Consider the following 15,505-nt stretch of genomic DNA (forward strand, 5'->3'; position numbering starts at 1 on the left):
TACAACAGCGAACGGGGGGCTTTGCCCCCCGTTTGCGTTTGGTTGTGATCATGCCGGTCAGGTGACGATGGTGGCTTCGGTGGCGGCGCGGAGGTCGGCTTCGGTCACGCCATCGGCGGTCTCGACGATCTTCAGCCCGCCCTCGACCACGTCCAGAACGCCCAGATTGGTGATGATGCGATTGACCACGCCCTTGCCGGTCAGCGGCAGGGTGCATTCCTTCAGCAGCTTGGATTCGCCGGCCTTGTTGGTGTGGTCCATGACCACGATCACGCGCTTGACGCCCGCGACCAGATCCATCGCGCCGCCCATGCCCTTGACCAGCTTGCCGGGGATCATCCAGTTCGCCAGATCGCCGTTCTCGGCCACTTCCATCGCGCCCAGAATCGCCGCCGCGATCTTGCCGCCGCGGATCATGCCAAAGCTGGTCGCGCTGTCGAAATACGAGGTGCGCGACAATTCGGTGATGGTCTGCTTGCCGGCATTGATCAGGTCGGGATCCTCTTCGCCCTCATAGGGGAAGGGGCCCATGCCCAGCATGCCGTTTTCCGATTGCAGCGTGATGTCCTTGTCGCCGGTGTAATTGGCGACCAGCGTCGGGATCCCGATGCCGAGGTTCACATACATGCCGTCTTCCAGTTCCTCGGCCGCGCGGGCGGCCATCTGGTCACGATCCCAGCCTTTCATTTCATTGGCCATGATCACGCCTCCTCACGCTTGCGGGTGGTGACTTTTTCGATGCGCTTTTCGTGATCGCCCTGGATGATGCGATGCACATAGATGCCGGGCAGGTGGATGTGATCGGGGTCCAGGCTGCCGCGTTCGACGATTTCCTCGACCTCGACCACGCAGATGCGGCCGGACATGGCGGCGGGCGGGTTGAAGTTGCGCGCGGTCTTGCGGAACACCAGATTGCCGGTGTCGTCGGCCTTCCACGCCTTCACGATCGCCAGGTCCGAGACGATCCCGCGTTCGAGGATATATTCCTCGCCGTCAAAGATCTTGACCTCCTTGCCCTCGGCGATCTGGGTGCCGACGCCGGTCTTGGTGTAAAAGCCCGGGATGCCGCTGCCGCCGGCGCGCATCCGTTCGGCCAGCGTGCCCTGCGGGTTGAATTCCAGCTCCAGCTCGCCCGACAGGTACTGACGCATGAATTCGGCGTTCTCACCGACGTAAGAGCTGATCATCTTCCTGATCTGCCTAGTGTCCAGCAGCTTGCCCAGACCAAAGCCGTCGACGCCGCAATTGTTGCTTGCGATGGTCAGGTCCTTGACGCCGCTGTCCACGATCGCATCAATCAGCAGCTCGGGAATCCCGCAAAGACCGAACCCCCCGGCCGAGATCGTCATCCCGTCATGCAAAAGCCCGGAAAGGGCCTCGGTCGCGTTGGCATAGACCTTTTTCATCGGTCCTCCCCCTTATGGATGAAACTTGGGCAAAGTCATGGCCCGCAGCCTGTGCAGTGTCAATCGCGCCAGCCCCTGTTAGCGGCAAGACTTGACTTTGCCTGTCCGCGCAGGTTTCCTAGCGGGCATGAAAACAGGTTTTGCCGCATTTGCCGTCTATTATCGCCCGCTGACATAGCGGGGGCAAAGCCATGTCAACCGCGCGGGACCGGCGGTTGAGACACAGACAGATGACCACGGGCTTGCGCCAGAAAGGGTCGTTTGATGTCTTTATCGGTTTCCATCATCGGGTTCGGCGCGTTCGGTCAGCTTGTCGCACGGCACCTGCGCGATCATGCGCGGGTCGTGATCTGCGATCCGGCGCTGCGCTCGAATGATCTGTCCTCGGTCGATCTGACGGGGGCGGCGGGCTGCGACATCGTCATCCTTGCGGTGCCGCTGTCGCAGATGCAGGGAGTTCTCGGCGCGATCGCGCCGCATCTGCGGCCCGGCGCACTGGTCGCGGATGTCGCCTCGGTCAAGCTGCGTCCGGCGCAGATGATGCGCGACCTGCTGCCGGATCACGTCCAGATCCTTGCGACGCATCCACTGTTCGGGCCGGAAAGCGCGCGTGACGGGATCGCGGGGCATCGCATCGCCTGGTGCCCGCTGCGCGGGCGCGGGCATCTGCGGCTGGCGCGGTTTCTGCGCGGGCTTGGGCTGCGCGTGATCCCCACAACGCCCGACGATCATGACCGCGAGATGGCGGTGGTGCAGGGGCTGACCCACCTGATCGCGCGCGGATTGGCCGATCTTGGGGCGGGGTCCAGTCGTCTGGGAACCGCCAGCTATCAGCGCCTGATCGAGGCCGCCGCGATGGTGCAATCGGATTCACCCGAGTTGCTGCGGACGATCCTGACCGAAAACCCCCATGCCGCCGCGATCCGGCAGAAATTTCTGCGCGGCGCGGCGGGGGCTGCGATCTAAATCATTCGTCGGTCTTGTCGTCCGCCTTCTTGGTCGCGGCCTTCTTGGCGGTCGTTTTCTTTGCCGTGGTTTTCTTGGCCGCGGGCTTTTTCGCCGCCGTCTTCTTGGCGGCAGGCTTGCGCGTGCCTTTCTTGGCGGCCTTCGCGGCAATCAGTTCCAGCGCCTGTTCGGGGGTGATGTCCTCGGGGGTGACATCGCGCGGCAGGGTGGCGTTGATCTTTTCCCACTTCACATAGGGGCCATAGCGGCCGTTCATCACCTGAATCTTGCCGCCATCTGGGTGGTCGCCCAGTTCCTTCAGCGGCGCGGCGGCCGCCGCCCGGCCCCGGGTCTGTTTCGCGGCCAGAACCTCGACCGCGCGGTTCATGCCGATGGTGAAGACCTCATCGACATCGGGCAGGTTCGCATATTTCGGGCCGTGCTTGACATAGGGGCCATAGCGGCCGATCCCGGCCTCGACCAGTTCGCCATCTTCGGGGTGATTGCCCACGGGACGCGGCAGGGACAGCAACTGCAGCGCCTTTTCCAGATCGACACTGCCCGCGTCCCACCCTTTCGGGATCGAGGCACGCGGCGGCTTGGGCTGTTCCTCGGTCGCCTCGCCGCGCTGGATATAGGGGCCGAAGCGCCCGGTCTTCAGGCTGATTTCGTCGCCGCCGTCATGCCCCAGAACGCGGTCGCCCACCGGTTCCTCGCCATCGGGGGCAGACAGGGGGCGGGTAAAGCGGCAGTCGGGGTAATTGGTGCAACCGATGAAGGCGCCGCCCGAACGCGCGGTTTTCAGGTTCAGACGCCCCTGACCGCAAAGCGGGCAGACGCGCGGGTCGCTGCCATCCGGGCGCGGCGGGTACAGATGCGGGGCCAGCGCCTCGTCGATGGCGTCCAGCACCTCGGTGATGCGCAGTTCCGACGTGCCTTCCAGCGCCTTGGAGAAATCCTTCCAGAACCGGCCCAGAACCTCGCGCCACACCAGATCGCCGGCGCTGATCTCATCCAGTTCGTTTTCCAGATCGGCGGTGAAGTCATAGCTGACATAGCGCGGGAAGTATTTCACCAGGAAGGTCGTCACCAGACGGCCCTTGTCCTCGGGGATCAGGCGGTTCTTGTCCTTGCGGACATAGTCGCGGTCCTGGATCGTCGTAACGATGCTGGCATAGGTCGAGGGACGGCCGATGCCCAGTTCTTCCATGCGCTTGACCAGCGTCGCCTCGGTATAGCGCGGGGGCGGCTGGGTGAAATGCTGACGGCCTGCGGTCGCGGCGGCCTGATCGGCCAGCATGCCGGGTGCGGCCAGCTGGGTCGCGGGCGCATCGGGCAGGTCGCCGCCCTTGTCGCGGGCCTTGGCCAGTTCCGGTTCGAACGCCTTGGGGACCAGTTTCGCGGCCTCGCCCTCGGCAATGGCGGGCAGGCGGGCGCTGTCCTCGGCATCGTCATCGTCGCGCCCCTGATCATAGACTTTCAGGAAGCCGTCGAACAGCATCACCTGACCGGTGGCGCGCAGGCCGACCTGGTTGTCGGGGCTGGCGATCTCGACCGTCGTGCGCTCCATCCGGGCGGCTTCCATCTGGCTGGCGATGGTGCGCTTCCAGATCAGGTCGTACAGGCGGCGCTGATCCTCGGCCGAGACCTTCAGCTTGTCGGGCGACAGCATCATGTCGGTCGGGCGGATACATTCGTGGGCTTCCTGCGCGTTCTTGGCCTTGTTCTTGTACATACGCGGGCTTTTCGGGACGTAGTTGTCGCCGAACTTGGCTTTGATCGCGTCGCGGGCGGCATGGACGGCCTCGGGGGCCATGTCGATGCCGTCGGTCCGCATATAGGTGATCAACCCGGCCTCATACAGGCGCTGCGCCGCCGACATGCAGGCCTTGGCGCCCATGCCCATCTTGCGGCTGGCTTCCTGTTGCAGGGTCGAGGTCATGAAGGGCGGCCAGGGGTTGCGGCTGGCGGGCTTGGCGGCGACGCCCGTCACCTTCAGATCGCGGCTGGACACCGCGCTGACGGCCATCGCGGCCTTTTCGGCATCGGGCAGGTCATAGCGGTCCAGCTTGGCCCCGGCCAGCGAGGTCAGCGTGGCGTCGTATTCGTCGCCGCCGGGCGTGGCCAGACGGGCATGGACCGACCAGTATTCGCGCGGCTTGAAGGCCTCGATCTCCATTTCCCGGTCGACGATCAGCCGCAGGCAGACCGACTGCACGCGGCCCGCCGATTTCGCGCCCGGCAGCTTGCGCCACAGGACCGGCGACAGATTGAAGCCAACCAGATAATCCAGCGCGCGGCGTGCCAGATAGGCATCGACCAGCGCCTGATCGATCTGGCGGGGCTGCGCCATCGCTTCGCTGACGGCGGTCTTGGTGATCGCGTTGAAGGTGACGCGGTTCACCTCACTGCCCTTCTTCAGGGCAGGGGCCAGTGCCTCCAGCAGGTGCCAGCTGATCGCCTCGCCCTCGCGGTCGGGGTCGGTGGCCAGAATCAGGTTCTGGTCGTCCTTCAGCGCATCCTTGATCGCCTTCAGGTGTTTCTTGCTGTCGCTGGCGACTTCCCATTTCATGGCGAAATCGGCGTCCGGATCGACGCTGCCATCCTTGGGCGGCAGGTCGCGGACGTGGCCGAAACTGGCCAGCACGCGATAATCGCCACCCAGATATTTCTCGATGGTTTTGGCTTTTGCCGGAGATTCGACGACGACAACAGGCATAGTGACCTCGGGGACCCTTCAATGGGGCGGCAACATGGGTCCGCCGCCTCGCAGTGTCAACGGCTGACGGTTGCGGGCATCGCCGGGCGGTTGTCGCACACGGGCCCGATGTCGCGTCAGGACAGGGCCAATCGCCCACCCGCCAGACGTGTCAGGCGGCCCTGCAATTCCAGCGACAGGATCGCGGCGCTGGCCGTGGCGGCGGTCACGCCCAGATCGCGGATCAGGTCGTTTTCCTCGGTCGGGCTGGGGGTCAGGCGCGACAGGATCCGTGCCTCAAGCTGTACCGGACCACCGGTGTCGCGACCGGGGCGCGTGGCAACAGCCGGGCTTGCCTGGATTTGTGGTTCCGGCCGATGGGCAGGCTGTTCCGCCAGCCCATCGGGTTGCAGCGCATCGGCGACATCCTGCGAATTGCGCACCAGAATCGCGCCATCGCGGATCAACTGGTTACAGCCCGCGGCCCGTGCATCCATCGGATGTCCAGGCACGGCCATCACTTCGCGTCCCTGATCCAGCGCATTTCTGGCCGTGATCAGCGACCCGGACCGATGCGCGGCCTCGATCACGACGACGGCCCGCGACAAGCCCGAGATGATTCGGTTGCGCATGGGGAAATGTCGCGCGGCAGGTTCGGTGCCGGGCGGTTGTTCCGATACCAGCGCCCCCTGTTCGACGATCTGCGCGGCCAGTACGACGTTTTCCGCCGGGTAGATCACATCGACACCGCCCGCCATGACGGCAACCGTCCCGGTCGGCAGGGCCGCGTTATGGGCGGCGGTATCGATGCCACGGGCCAGCCCGGCCACGACGGTGTGGCCCAGCTCGCCCAGTCCCGTGGCCATGCCCCGCGCCATGCGCAACCCCAGCGACGAGGCATTGCGCGCACCGATCACGGCGACCGGGTTCAGGGTCAGGAATTCGGGATTGCCCCGCAGCCACAGGACCGGGGGGGCGCCGTCGATTTCACGCAGCGCCGCCGGGTAAAGCGGCGAATCGCAGCGGATCATCCGCGCCCCGGCCTTGCGCCCTGCGTTCAGTTCCGCGGCGGCGACGCCTTCGGGGCAGATCGCGTAATCGGTCATGCCCGCCTGCGCCGCAACCTGCGGCAGGGCATCCAGCGCGGCCGTCACCGTGCCATGTTCAGCCACAAGCCGATGAAATGTCGCAGGCCCCACCCGGCGTGAACGGATGAGGCGCAGGAAGGACAGGTCGTCGTCCCTTGCGGTTGGTGGGGTTTGGGGGGTGCCGAAAGAAACGAACCCGGTATCCATGTTGCCTCCGCCTCATCCAGACACCGGGATAGCGGAGATTCGGTTAAGATATGGTTAGCGCTGCCTACGCAGCAGAGCCGCCCACCGTCAGCCCGCCGATCATCAGCGTCGGCTGACCCACGCCCACGGGCACCCATTGCCCCTGTTTGCCGCAATTTCCGATGCCGGGATCCAGCGCCATGTCATTGCCCACGGCGCGGACCTGTTGCAGCGCGGTGGCGCCGTCACCGATCAGCGTGGCGCCGCGGATCGGCTCGCCGATCTGGCCGTTCGTCACGCGATAGGCCTCGGTGCAGGAAAACACGAACTTGCCATTGGTGATATCGACCTGACCGCCGCCGAAACCGACGGCATAGATGCCGTCCTTCAGATCGGCGAGGATGTCGTCCGGATCGGCGTCGCCGCCGGGCATGTAGGTATTGGTCATGCGCGGCATGGGGGCATGGGCAAAGCTTTCGCGGCGGCCATTGCCGGTCGGCTGCACGCCCATCAGGCGTGCGTTCTGGCGATCCTGCATGTAGCCGACCAGAATCCCGTCCTCGATCAGGACATTGCGGGCTGGCGGCGTACCTTCGTCGTCGACGCTGATGCTGCCGCGACGGTCGGGGATGGTGCCGTCATCGACGACGGTGACGCCGGGGGCGGCGACGCGCTGACCCATCAGACCGGCAAAGGCGCTGGCCTTCTTGCGGTTGAAATCGCCTTCCAACCCGTGGCCGACGGCCTCGTGCAGCAAAATGCCGGGCCAGCCCGCGCCCAGCACCACATCCATCAGCCCCGCAGGCGCCGGGACCGAGCGCAGATTGACCAGCGCGATGCGCAACGCCTCATCAACGGCGGCCTGCCAGTGCTGCGGCTGCATCAGCCCGTCCAGGGGAATGCGCCCGCCGCCACCATGACTGCCGGATTCGCGGCGGTCGTTGTTCTCGACGATGACTGCGACATTCAGTCGCGCCATCGGGCGGATATCGGTGACCAGCCCCCCCTCGGGGCGCAGGATCGCGATCTCTTGCAGCGATGTCGCGATCGAGGCGGTGACCTGCACCACGCGCGGGTCCCGGCTGCGGGCGTAATCGTCGATCTGGCGCAGCAGGTCGATTCGCTGTGCGACGGGAATGCCCGCAGCCGGGTCGATCGCCGGATACAGGTTCTGCGAGATCATCGACGCCGGATCGGCAAGCGTGCCGCCGCCGCCACCGACCGCAAGGCGTGCGGTTTCGGCGGCGCGACGCAGCGAAGTCTCGGAAAGTTCGGTGGAATGTGCATAGCCGGTGACCTCGCCCCGGACCGCGCGCAGGCCAAAGCCCTGATCCGCAGTGTAGCCCGAATTGCGCAGCCGGCCGTCATCGAAAACCAGCGTTTCGGCGACGCTGCGTTCGATGAACAACTCGCCGTCATCGGCACCGGCGACCGCCTCACGAAGGATCGCAAGCGCGCGATCGCGGTCCAGATGCTGCGTGAACGGGTCGAAACTGTCGCGGGTCATGGGAAATCCCTTCGTCGGATCGCGGCGGTCGGGCGGCCGGAATGGCGTGACATTGCTGCGGCGGCAAGGCGTGAATTTCGTTTTGCATCCGAGGTATCACTTGCCCGAGAGGTCGAGATATGGTCATAGAACGGACCATGTGAAAGGGAAAGGGGCGGCCTTTGGCGGCTCTTGCGGTCGTATGGCCGCACCAACGCTACGGGATGGATTGATGGCAAAAGCGATGATTCGCCGTGCAGTTGCGGCAGCTACGGGGTTCGCCACGGCGGGCATGCTGGGCGCGGCCGCAATGGCGCAGGATGTACTGGGTGAGCTGCCGACGATCGGTAAGCCGCATGCGGCGGGGACGGGCTTTCAGCCCGCAGCGACCGAGCTGGCCCGCGATCAGCAGTGGCTGGACCATTTCGTGCTGATCATCATTGCCGTGGTGACGATTTTCGTCTGCGGCCTGCTGTTGGCGGTGATCTTCCGGTTCAACAGCCGCGCGAACCCGGTTCCGGCCAAGTTCACCCACAACACCCCGCTGGAAATCGCATGGACGCTGGTGCCGGTGCTGATTCTGGTGGTGATCGGTGCCTTCTCGCTGCCGGCGCTGTTCCGCAGCCAGGAAATGCCCGCCAATCCCGATATCGTCGTCAAGGCGATCGGCAACCAGTGGTACTGGTCCTACGAATATCCCGACAATGACGTCAGCTTCGATTCGATCATGCTGGCCAAGGATGAGCTGGCCGAATACGGCTATAGCGAGGACGAACACCTGCTGGCGACCGATACCGCCGTGGTCGTCCCGGTCGGCAAGACCGTCCTGCTGCAGGTCACCGCGAATGACGTGATCCACAGCTGGACCATCCCCGCCTTTGCGGTCAAGCAGGACGCCGTTCCGGGCCGGATCGCGCAGGCGTGGTTCAATGTCGAACAAGAGGGCGTGTATTTCGGCCAGTGCAGCGAGCTGTGCGGCATCAACCATGCTTATATGCCGATCGTGGTGAAGGCGGTGTCGCCCGAAACCTACGCCGCCTGGGTCGCCGAGCAGGGCGGCACCATGCCCGAGGAACAGCAGGCCGCCCTTGGCTTGTCCGAAGAAACCCGTCTGCAGCTTGCCAAAGCCGACTAAGGCCGACCGAAGAACGCGATGACCGATACCCACGCATATGACCGCACCCCCGAGGCAGAGTTCGGCGATTATATCGCCCTGCTGAAACCTCGGGTGATGTCGCTGGTCGTGTTCACCGCCTTTGTCGGGCTGTGGGTCGCACCGGTGGATATCCATCCCTTCGTCGCGTTCTGTTCGGTCCTGTTCATCGCGCTTGGCGGCGGTGCCTCGGGCGCGTTGAACATGTGGTATGACGCCGATATCGACGCGGTGATGAAGCGCACCCAAAGCCGCCCGATCCCGTCGGGTCGCGTGCAGGGCGGCGAGGCACTGGGCGTCGGTCTTGTGCTGGCCGGTTTCGCGGTCATGATGCTGGGGCTTGCGGCGAACTGGTTCGCGGCGGGCTTTCTGGCCTTCACCATTTTCTTCTATGCCGTCATCTACACGATGTGGCTGAAACGCTGGACGCCGCAGAACATCGTGATCGGCGGCGCTGCGGGGGCCTTTCCGCCGATGATCGGCTGGGCCTGTGCGACCGGCGGCATCAGCGTCGAATCGCTGCTGATGTTCGCACTGATCTTCTTCTGGACGCCGCCGCATTTCTGGGCGCTGGCCCTGTTCATGAAGGAAGATTATCACAAGGCGGGCGTGCCGATGCTGACCGTGACCCACGGTCGCGAAACCACCCGCCGCCACATTTTTGGCTATACGCTGGTCCTGGCACCCTTCGCCATCTGGCTGGGCCTGACATCCGTCGGCGGGCCGATCTACATGGCCGTGGCCGTGATCGCCAACCTGCTGTTCATCATCGGCGGCTGGCGCGTCCTGCGCCGCAGCGAAGACGCCGCGATCGCCGACAATTACGCGACCGAGCGTGGCGTTTTCAAACTGTCGCTATACTATCTGTTCGCGCATTTCCTTGCGCTGCTGATCCAGTCCTGGGTCGGGGGATGGTGATGCCGATGCAGACGGAACATGAACTGCACCGTCGCCGCCGGTCCCGCAATGTCGGGCTTGGGCTGGTGCTGGTGGCTTTCGTGGCGCTGGTCTTTGCGCTGACCGTGGTCAAGGTGCGTCAGGGCGACCTGATGGAGGCCTATGACCACCAGCCGCGCGTTTCGGTCGTCCCGCAAGAAGAGGTGTCGCAATGAGCCGCAATTCCCGGACCGTTCTGGCGCTTGTGGGCGTCGTCGTGACCATGGGTGCGCTGGCCTGGGCCGCCGTTCCGTTCTACAGCTGGTTCTGCCGCGTCACCGGGTTCGGGGGCACCACGCAGGTTTCGACGGCGGCGCCCGATCAGGTACTGGACGAGGTGATCCGCGTCCGCTTTGACGCCAATATCGACAAGGACGTGCCCTGGACGTTCCGCCCGATGCAGACCAAGATGGATGTACGTCTGGGCGAAAGTGCGATGGCCTATTACGAGGCGATCAACAACAGCGACCAGACCATTACCGGCACGGCAAGCTATAACGTCGCGCCCGAGGTGTCGGGCTATTATTTCGACAAGATCGAGTGCTTCTGCTTTACCGAACAGACGCTGAAGCCCGGCGAGCGTATCGAAATGCCGATCAATTTCTTCGTCGATCCCGAACTGATCGAGGATGGCGATGCCGCTTGGGTGCGTGATATCACGCTGTCCTACACCTTTCATCTGACCGAGCCGAAGCAGGCAGCGCTTGACGCTGCCCCGGCCAAGAACGTCAACTGATACGACTTACGAGGAGCCGACGGGGACCGATCATGGCGCATGCTAAGAACCACGACTATCACATCCTTCCGCCGTCCATCTGGCCCTTCATCTCGGCGATTGCGGCGTTCCTGATGCTGTACGGCGCCGTTGGCTGGATGGCTGACGACGTGCATCTGCTGGGTATTCCGGTCGCCGGGCCGTGGCTGTTCCTGATCGGTTTTGTCGGGGTGCTGTATGTCATGTACAGCTGGTGGGCCGATGTCATCCGCGAAGGCGAGGCCGGCGACCACACCCCGGTCGTTCGGATCGGCCTGCAATACGGCTTCATCCTGTTCATCATCTCCGAGGTGATGTTCTTCGTCGCGTGGTTCTGGAACTGGTTCAAGAACGTGATGTATCCGATGGGGCCGGAAAGCCCGATCAAGGACGGCGTCTGGCCGCCCGAAGGCATCATCACCTTCGACCCCTGGCACCTGCCGTTTATCAATACGCTGATCCTGCTGCTGTCGGGTGTCGCCGTGACCTGGGCCCACCATGCCTTCGTGCATGAAGGTGACCGCAAGACCACCATCAACGGCCTGATCGTCGCGATCATTCTGGGTGCGATCTTCTCGGTGCTGCAGGCCTATGAATACAGCCACGCCGCCTTCGGTCTGGCCGACACCTCCTATGCCAGCGCCTTCTATCTGGCGACGGGTTTCCACGGCTTCCACGTCATCGTCGGGACCATCTTCCTGGCCGTCTGCCTGTTCCGCCTGCTGAAGGGTCAGATGACCCAGGAACAGCATGTCGGGTTCGAGGCTGCCGCCTGGTACTGGCACTTCGTCGATGTCGTCTGGCTGTTCCTGTTCGGCGCCGTCTATATCTGGGGCAGCTGATTTCGGCCCCTGCCTGATCGACGCGCGGGGCCAGTCCCCGCGCGTTTTTCGTTTCTGCTGAGCCAAAGGCCCTGACGCGCCCATGCGCCGCTATCTGTTCCCGCTTATCCTTGGTGTTGTCGGCTGTGCGATCCTGATTTCGTTGGGATCGTGGCAGTTGCGTCGCATGGCGTGGAAGGAAGGGCTGTTGGCGCAAATTCAGGCGCAGATCGACGCGGCCCCCGTCCCTCTGCCCGACACATTTGATCCGGCGATGAAATACATGCCCGTCGAGGTCAGCGGCACCACCACGGGCGATGAAATCCATGTCCTGTCCGGCACCAAGGATCAGGGCGGCGGCTATCAGATCGTGTCGCGATTCATCACCGATGACGGCCGCGACATCCTGCTGGATCGCGGTTTCGTCCCGCAAGAGGGTCGCCGTCTGGAACGCGGGCCGACCCGGCTTGAGGTGCGCGGCAATCTGCATTGGCCCGACGAAAAGGGCAGCGCGACCCCCGAGCCCAATCTGGACGAAAACATCTGGTTTGCCCGCGACGTGCCCGCCATGGCACAGCTGTTGGACACGATGCCGGTGCTTGTGGTGGCCAGCCATGTCACCGGCGATGCGCAGGGCGTTCAACCCATCCCGGTCGCGATCGAGGGTATCCCCAACAACCACCTGTCCTATGCCGTGCAATGGTTCATGATTGCCGCTGTCTGGGCAGGGATGACAGTCGCCCTGATCTGGCGTATCAGGCGACGGACCTACTGAAGGAATGACGATGCGTTACGTCTCGACGCGGGGACAGGCCCCGGTGCTGGATTTCGAACAGGCGATGCTGTCGGGCCTTGCCCGTGACGGGGGGCTGTACCTGCCCGAAACCGTTCCCGCGATCTCGGGCCTGGATGAGATGGACGGCCTGCCCTATGCCGAGGTGGCCTATCGCGTCATTCGCCCCTTCACCGGCGACAGCTTTACCGAGGACGAGCTGCGCGGTGCCATAGACCGCGCATATGGCCGGATCGAACATGCCGCCAAGGCGCCGCTGCGCCAGCTGGCCCCCGGCCATCACCTGCTGGAACTGTTCCACGGCCCGACACTGGCCTTCAAGGATTTCGCGATGCAGCTGATCGCCCAGCTGTTCGAAATCGCGCTGAAGCGGTCGGGGCAGCGGATCACGATCGTCGGCGCGACCTCGGGCGATACCGGCAGCGCCGCGATCGAGGCGTTCAAGGGCATCGACAATGTGGACGTGTTCATCATGTTCCCCCATGGCCGCGTCAGCGAGGTGCAGCGCCGCCAGATGACCACGCCGGATGCATCGAATGTGCATGCGCTGGCCGTGACCGGGCATTTCGATGACTGTCAGGCCCGGCTGAAGGATCTGTTCAACGATCATCAGTTCCGCGATCAGGTCGGGCTTGCGGGTGTCAACAGCATCAACTGGGCGCGCGTCGTGGCCCAGATCGTCTATTACTTCACCGCCGCCGCCAGCCTTGGCATGCGGCCCACCGACTTTACCGTGCCGACCGGCAATTTCGGCGACATCTTCGCGGGCAGCATCGCGCGGGCCATGGGCGCCCCGATCCGCCGCCTGATCGTCGCGACCAACCAGAACGACATCCTGCACCGCGCGCTGACCACCGGCGAATACCGCATTGGCGAGGTTGCGCCGTCAATCAGCCCGTCGATGGATATCCAGGTCAGCTCGAATTTCGAACGGGCGCTGTACTGGGCTTATGGCGGCGATGCCGCGGCCATCGCGCAGCTGATGGACGAGATGAAAACCGGTGGCTTCACCATCAGCCAAGGCGCCTTGCAGGCGCTGCGCGAGCAGTATGTTTCAGGCCGGGTCAGCGAGGAAGAGACGATCCAGATGATCCGCACGATCCGCGCCGAAACCGGCGAGGTCCTGTGCCCGCACAGCGCCGTCGGCGCCGCCGTCGCGCGTCAGCATATCCAGCCCGGCGTGCCGATGGTGACGCTTGCGACCGCGCATCCGGCGAAATTCCCCGATGCCGTCGAAAAGGCGGTGGGCCTGCGCCCGCCGCTGCCGCCGCATATGGCCGACCTGTTCGATCTGCCCGAACGTGTCAGCAGGGTTGAAAATGACGTCGATGCGCTTAAATCGCTGATCCTTGAACGGAGAACGAATTGACGATCGACCCTCATCTGCGCCTGACGACGCTTCCCAACGGCCTGCGGATCGCGACCCGCGACATGCCCGGCCTGCATTCCGCGGCCCTTGGCATCTGGGTCAATGCCGGCGGGCGCAATGAACGGGTCGAACAGAACGGCATCGCCCATTTCCTGGAACATATGGCGTTCAAGGGCACCAAGACCCGGACCGCCCTGCAGATCGCCGAGGCGATCGAGGATGTGGGCGGTTTCATCAACGCCTATACCTCGCGCGATGCGACGGCCTATTACGTCCGCGTGCTGGAAAACGATGTCGATCTGGCCTTTGACGTGATTTCCGACATCGTGCTGAACCCGATCTTCGATCAGCGCGAGATCGAGGTCGAGCGCGGCGTGATCCTGCAGGAAATCGGGCAGTCGATGGACACGCCCGACGACATCATCTTCGACTGGCTGCAGGAAGCCGCCTATCCCGATCAGGCCATAGGTCGGCCGATCCTTGGGCCCGCCGAACGTGTCAGCAGCTTTTCCCGCGAGGATCTGGCCGGTTTCGTGTCCGAACATTACGGGCCGGGCCAGATGATCGTGGCGGCCGCAGGCTCGGTCGATCATGACCGCATCGTGCGTCTGGCCGAAACGGCCTTTGGCCATCTTCGCCCGATCCTGCAAAAGCCGCGCGAAGGCGCGTCCTGGCAGGGCCGCGAGGCGCGGCGCGTGAAAAAGCTGGAACAGGCGCATTTCGCGCTGGCGCTGGAAGGTTCGGGCTATCTGTCGCCCGACTTCTATGCCGCGCAGATCTTTTCGGCGGCACTGGGGGGCGGCATGTCCTCGCGGCTGTTCCAGAAGATCCGCGAAGAACGGGGCCTGTGCTATACCATCTTTGCGCAATCCGGCTTTCACGACGATACCGGCATGATGACCATCTATGCGGGCACAGGTGGCGATGACGTGGCCGATCTGGCCAATCTGACCGTCGACGAACTGAAGCGCGCCGCGGGCGACATGACGCAGGTCGAGGTCGATCGCGCCAAGGCGCAGTTGCGGGCGGGGCTGTTGATGGGGCTGGAAAGCCCGTCGGCGCAGGCCGAACGCATCGCGCGGGTGCTGGCGATCTGGGGACGGGTGCTGGACCCGGCCGAGGTGGCCGAGCGTATCTCGTCGGTCACGCTGGACGAGGTTCGCGGCCATGCCGAACGGCTGATCGCGAATGCCCGACCGGCCCTTGCGTTGTACGGACCGGTCAAGGCGGCGCCCTCTCGGGACAGTCTGGCCGAAAGGCTTGCCGCCTGATGTTTATGCGGCGGCGTCCGGTCCGATTGGAAACCGAACGCACCGTGCTGCGCCTGCCCGCGCATTCCGATTACAATGCCTGGACCGCGCTGCGCATCGAAAGTCGCGAGTTCCTGACGCCTTGGGAACCGGTCTGGTCGGCCGACCACCTGTCGCGCAAAAGCTTTACCAACCGCGTCTACTGGGCCGCGCGGGCCAGCAAGGGCGGCACCGCCCTGCCGCTGTTCGTGCTGCGCCGCGATGGTGTGCTGCTGGGGGCGATCACGCTGGACAACATCCGGCGCGGCCCCGCGCAGACAGGCACCATCGGCTATTGGATCGGCAAGCCCTTTGCCCGTCATGGGTTCATGGGCGAGGCGATCGGCGCGCTTGTCCACCACGCCTTTGTCGAACTTGACCTTAGCCGGGTCGAGGCCGCCTGCCTGCCGGAAAACGTCGCCTCGCGCGGGGTTCTGGAAAAATCGGGCTTCAAATATGAAGGCGTGGCGCAAAGCTATCTTCAGATCAACGGACGCTGGCGCAACCATGTGCTATACGCCAATTTGCGCAACGACCGACGCGGCCGCAGCGAGGCCCGCTGAACCTTTGGAATAAGGCTG

15 protein-coding genes are annotated in these 15,505 nt (G+C 64.3%); 10 read left to right on the forward strand and 5 right to left on the reverse strand.

Features of this window, described 5'->3' with window-relative positions; translation table 11 throughout:
• Window positions 1-57: 57 nt before the first annotated feature.
• Window positions 58-699 carry a CoA transferase subunit B gene (locus tag BMX67_RS11610; protein ID WP_175479789.1) on the reverse strand — a complete coding sequence of 214 codons (642 nt, stop codon included), beginning with the start codon at window positions 697-699 and terminating at the stop codon, window positions 58-60.
• Between the two features lie 2 nt (window positions 700-701).
• Entirely contained in the window at window positions 702-1,406 is a 705-nt protein-coding gene (locus BMX67_RS11615) for a CoA transferase subunit A (RefSeq protein ID WP_090735089.1), read from the reverse strand.
• A gap of 264 nt (window positions 1,407-1,670) precedes the next feature.
• On the opposite strand from BMX67_RS11615, the gene BMX67_RS11620 reads away from it, so the two are divergent.
• The gene (locus tag BMX67_RS11620; protein WP_090735091.1) at window positions 1,671-2,372 is read left to right on the forward strand and encodes a prephenate dehydrogenase; all 702 of its coding nucleotides are present in this window, start codon (window positions 1,671-1,673) and stop codon (window positions 2,370-2,372) included.
• Between the two features lies 1 nt (window position 2,373).
• Here the strand turns inward: BMX67_RS11620 and topA are convergent, their stop codons facing one another.
• The 3 genes from topA to tldD form a co-directional block, all read right to left on the reverse strand.
• A complete protein-coding gene (gene topA, locus BMX67_RS11625) occupies window positions 2,374-5,070 on the reverse strand; it encodes a type I DNA topoisomerase (protein WP_090735093.1) in 2,697 nt (898 codons plus the stop codon).
• Window positions 5,071-5,186: 116 nt separating this feature from the next.
• Window positions 5,187-6,344, reverse strand: a complete 1,158-nt coding sequence (gene dprA, locus BMX67_RS11630; RefSeq protein WP_090735094.1) for a DNA-processing protein DprA — start codon at window positions 6,342-6,344, stop codon at window positions 5,187-5,189.
• 64 nt (window positions 6,345-6,408) lie between these two features.
• Window positions 6,409-7,830, reverse strand: coding sequence for a metalloprotease TldD (tldD, locus tag BMX67_RS11635; protein WP_090735096.1), 1,422 nt, complete (start codon window positions 7,828-7,830; stop codon window positions 6,409-6,411).
• A 211-nt stretch (window positions 7,831-8,041) separates the two neighbouring features.
• Between tldD and coxB the strand changes: the two genes are divergently transcribed.
• The 9 genes from coxB to BMX67_RS11680 all read left to right on the forward strand — a co-directional run bounded on the left by coxB (window position 8,042) and on the right by BMX67_RS11680 (window position 15,487).
• The gene (coxB, locus tag BMX67_RS11640) at window positions 8,042-8,944 is read left to right on the forward strand and encodes a cytochrome c oxidase subunit II (RefSeq protein ID WP_175479885.1); all 903 of its coding nucleotides are present in this window, start codon (window positions 8,042-8,044) and stop codon (window positions 8,942-8,944) included.
• An 18-nt stretch (window positions 8,945-8,962) separates the two neighbouring features.
• Window positions 8,963-9,880 (forward strand): heme o synthase, encoded by a 918-nt coding sequence (gene cyoE, locus BMX67_RS11645; protein WP_090735098.1) that lies wholly within the window; start codon window positions 8,963-8,965, stop codon window positions 9,878-9,880.
• A complete protein-coding gene (locus tag BMX67_RS11650) occupies window positions 9,880-10,074 on the forward strand; it encodes a hypothetical protein (RefSeq protein WP_090735446.1) in 195 nt (64 codons plus the stop codon). The genes cyoE and BMX67_RS11650 overlap by 1 nt, the downstream gene beginning before the upstream one ends.
• Entirely contained in the window at window positions 10,071-10,634 is a 564-nt protein-coding gene (locus BMX67_RS11655) for a cytochrome c oxidase assembly protein (RefSeq protein WP_090735100.1), read from the forward strand. The genes BMX67_RS11650 and BMX67_RS11655 overlap by 4 nt, the downstream gene beginning before the upstream one ends.
• Window positions 10,635-10,666: 32 nt before the next feature.
• The gene (locus tag BMX67_RS11660; protein ID WP_090735101.1) at window positions 10,667-11,494 is read left to right on the forward strand and encodes a cytochrome c oxidase subunit 3; all 828 of its coding nucleotides are present in this window, start codon (window positions 10,667-10,669) and stop codon (window positions 11,492-11,494) included.
• A gap of 82 nt (window positions 11,495-11,576) precedes the next feature.
• The gene (locus tag BMX67_RS11665) at window positions 11,577-12,248 is read left to right on the forward strand and encodes an SURF1 family protein (protein WP_090735103.1); all 672 of its coding nucleotides are present in this window, start codon (window positions 11,577-11,579) and stop codon (window positions 12,246-12,248) included.
• 10 nt (window positions 12,249-12,258) lie between these two features.
• Entirely contained in the window at window positions 12,259-13,635 is a 1,377-nt protein-coding gene (thrC, locus tag BMX67_RS11670) for a threonine synthase (RefSeq protein WP_090735105.1), read from the forward strand.
• Complete coding sequence (locus BMX67_RS11675) at window positions 13,632-14,906, forward strand: M16 family metallopeptidase (RefSeq protein WP_281249169.1); 1,275 nt, start codon at window positions 13,632-13,634, stop codon at window positions 14,904-14,906. Before thrC ends, BMX67_RS11675 begins: the two co-directional genes overlap by 4 nt.
• Entirely contained in the window at window positions 14,906-15,487 is a 582-nt protein-coding gene (locus tag BMX67_RS11680; protein WP_090735106.1) for a GNAT family N-acetyltransferase, read from the forward strand. The genes BMX67_RS11675 and BMX67_RS11680 overlap by 1 nt, the downstream gene beginning before the upstream one ends.
• The last annotated feature ends 18 nt before the right edge of the window (window positions 15,488-15,505 follow it).

Source organism: Paracoccus homiensis (assembly GCF_900111675.1).
Lineage (GTDB): Bacteria > Pseudomonadota > Alphaproteobacteria > Rhodobacterales > Rhodobacteraceae > Paracoccus > Paracoccus homiensis.

What these genes read in the sequence shown, in the direction of transcription:
- BMX67_RS11615 (WP_090735089.1), bottom strand. Translation starts at nt 1,406, where the DNA reads ATGAAAAAGGTCTATGCCAACGCGACCGAGGCCCTTTCCGGGCTTTTG.
- BMX67_RS11650 (WP_090735446.1), top strand. Translation starts at nt 9,880, where the DNA reads ATGCCGATGCAGACGGAACATGAACTGCACCGTCGCCGCCGGTCCCGC.
- BMX67_RS11655 (WP_090735100.1), top strand. Translation starts at nt 10,071, where the DNA reads ATGAGCCGCAATTCCCGGACCGTTCTGGCGCTTGTGGGCGTCGTCGTG.
- cyoE (WP_090735098.1), top strand. Translation starts at nt 8,963, where the DNA reads ATGACCGATACCCACGCATATGACCGCACCCCCGAGGCAGAGTTCGGC.
- BMX67_RS11620 (WP_090735091.1), top strand. Translation starts at nt 1,671, where the DNA reads ATGTCTTTATCGGTTTCCATCATCGGGTTCGGCGCGTTCGGTCAGCTT.
- dprA (WP_090735094.1), bottom strand. Translation starts at nt 6,344, where the DNA reads ATGGATACCGGGTTCGTTTCTTTCGGCACCCCCCAAACCCCACCAACC.
- BMX67_RS11660 (WP_090735101.1), top strand. Translation starts at nt 10,667, where the DNA reads ATGGCGCATGCTAAGAACCACGACTATCACATCCTTCCGCCGTCCATC.
- BMX67_RS11665 (WP_090735103.1), top strand. Translation starts at nt 11,577, where the DNA reads ATGCGCCGCTATCTGTTCCCGCTTATCCTTGGTGTTGTCGGCTGTGCG.
- tldD (WP_090735096.1), bottom strand. Translation starts at nt 7,830, where the DNA reads ATGACCCGCGACAGTTTCGACCCGTTCACGCAGCATCTGGACCGCGAT.
- BMX67_RS11680 (WP_090735106.1), top strand. Translation starts at nt 14,906, where the DNA reads ATGTTTATGCGGCGGCGTCCGGTCCGATTGGAAACCGAACGCACCGTG.
- BMX67_RS11610 (WP_175479789.1), bottom strand. Translation starts at nt 699, where the DNA reads ATGGCCAATGAAATGAAAGGCTGGGATCGTGACCAGATGGCCGCCCGC.
- thrC (WP_090735105.1), top strand. Translation starts at nt 12,259, where the DNA reads ATGCGTTACGTCTCGACGCGGGGACAGGCCCCGGTGCTGGATTTCGAA.
- topA (WP_090735093.1), bottom strand. Translation starts at nt 5,070, where the DNA reads ATGCCTGTTGTCGTCGTCGAATCTCCGGCAAAAGCCAAAACCATCGAG.
- coxB (WP_175479885.1), top strand. Translation starts at nt 8,042, where the DNA reads ATGGCAAAAGCGATGATTCGCCGTGCAGTTGCGGCAGCTACGGGGTTC.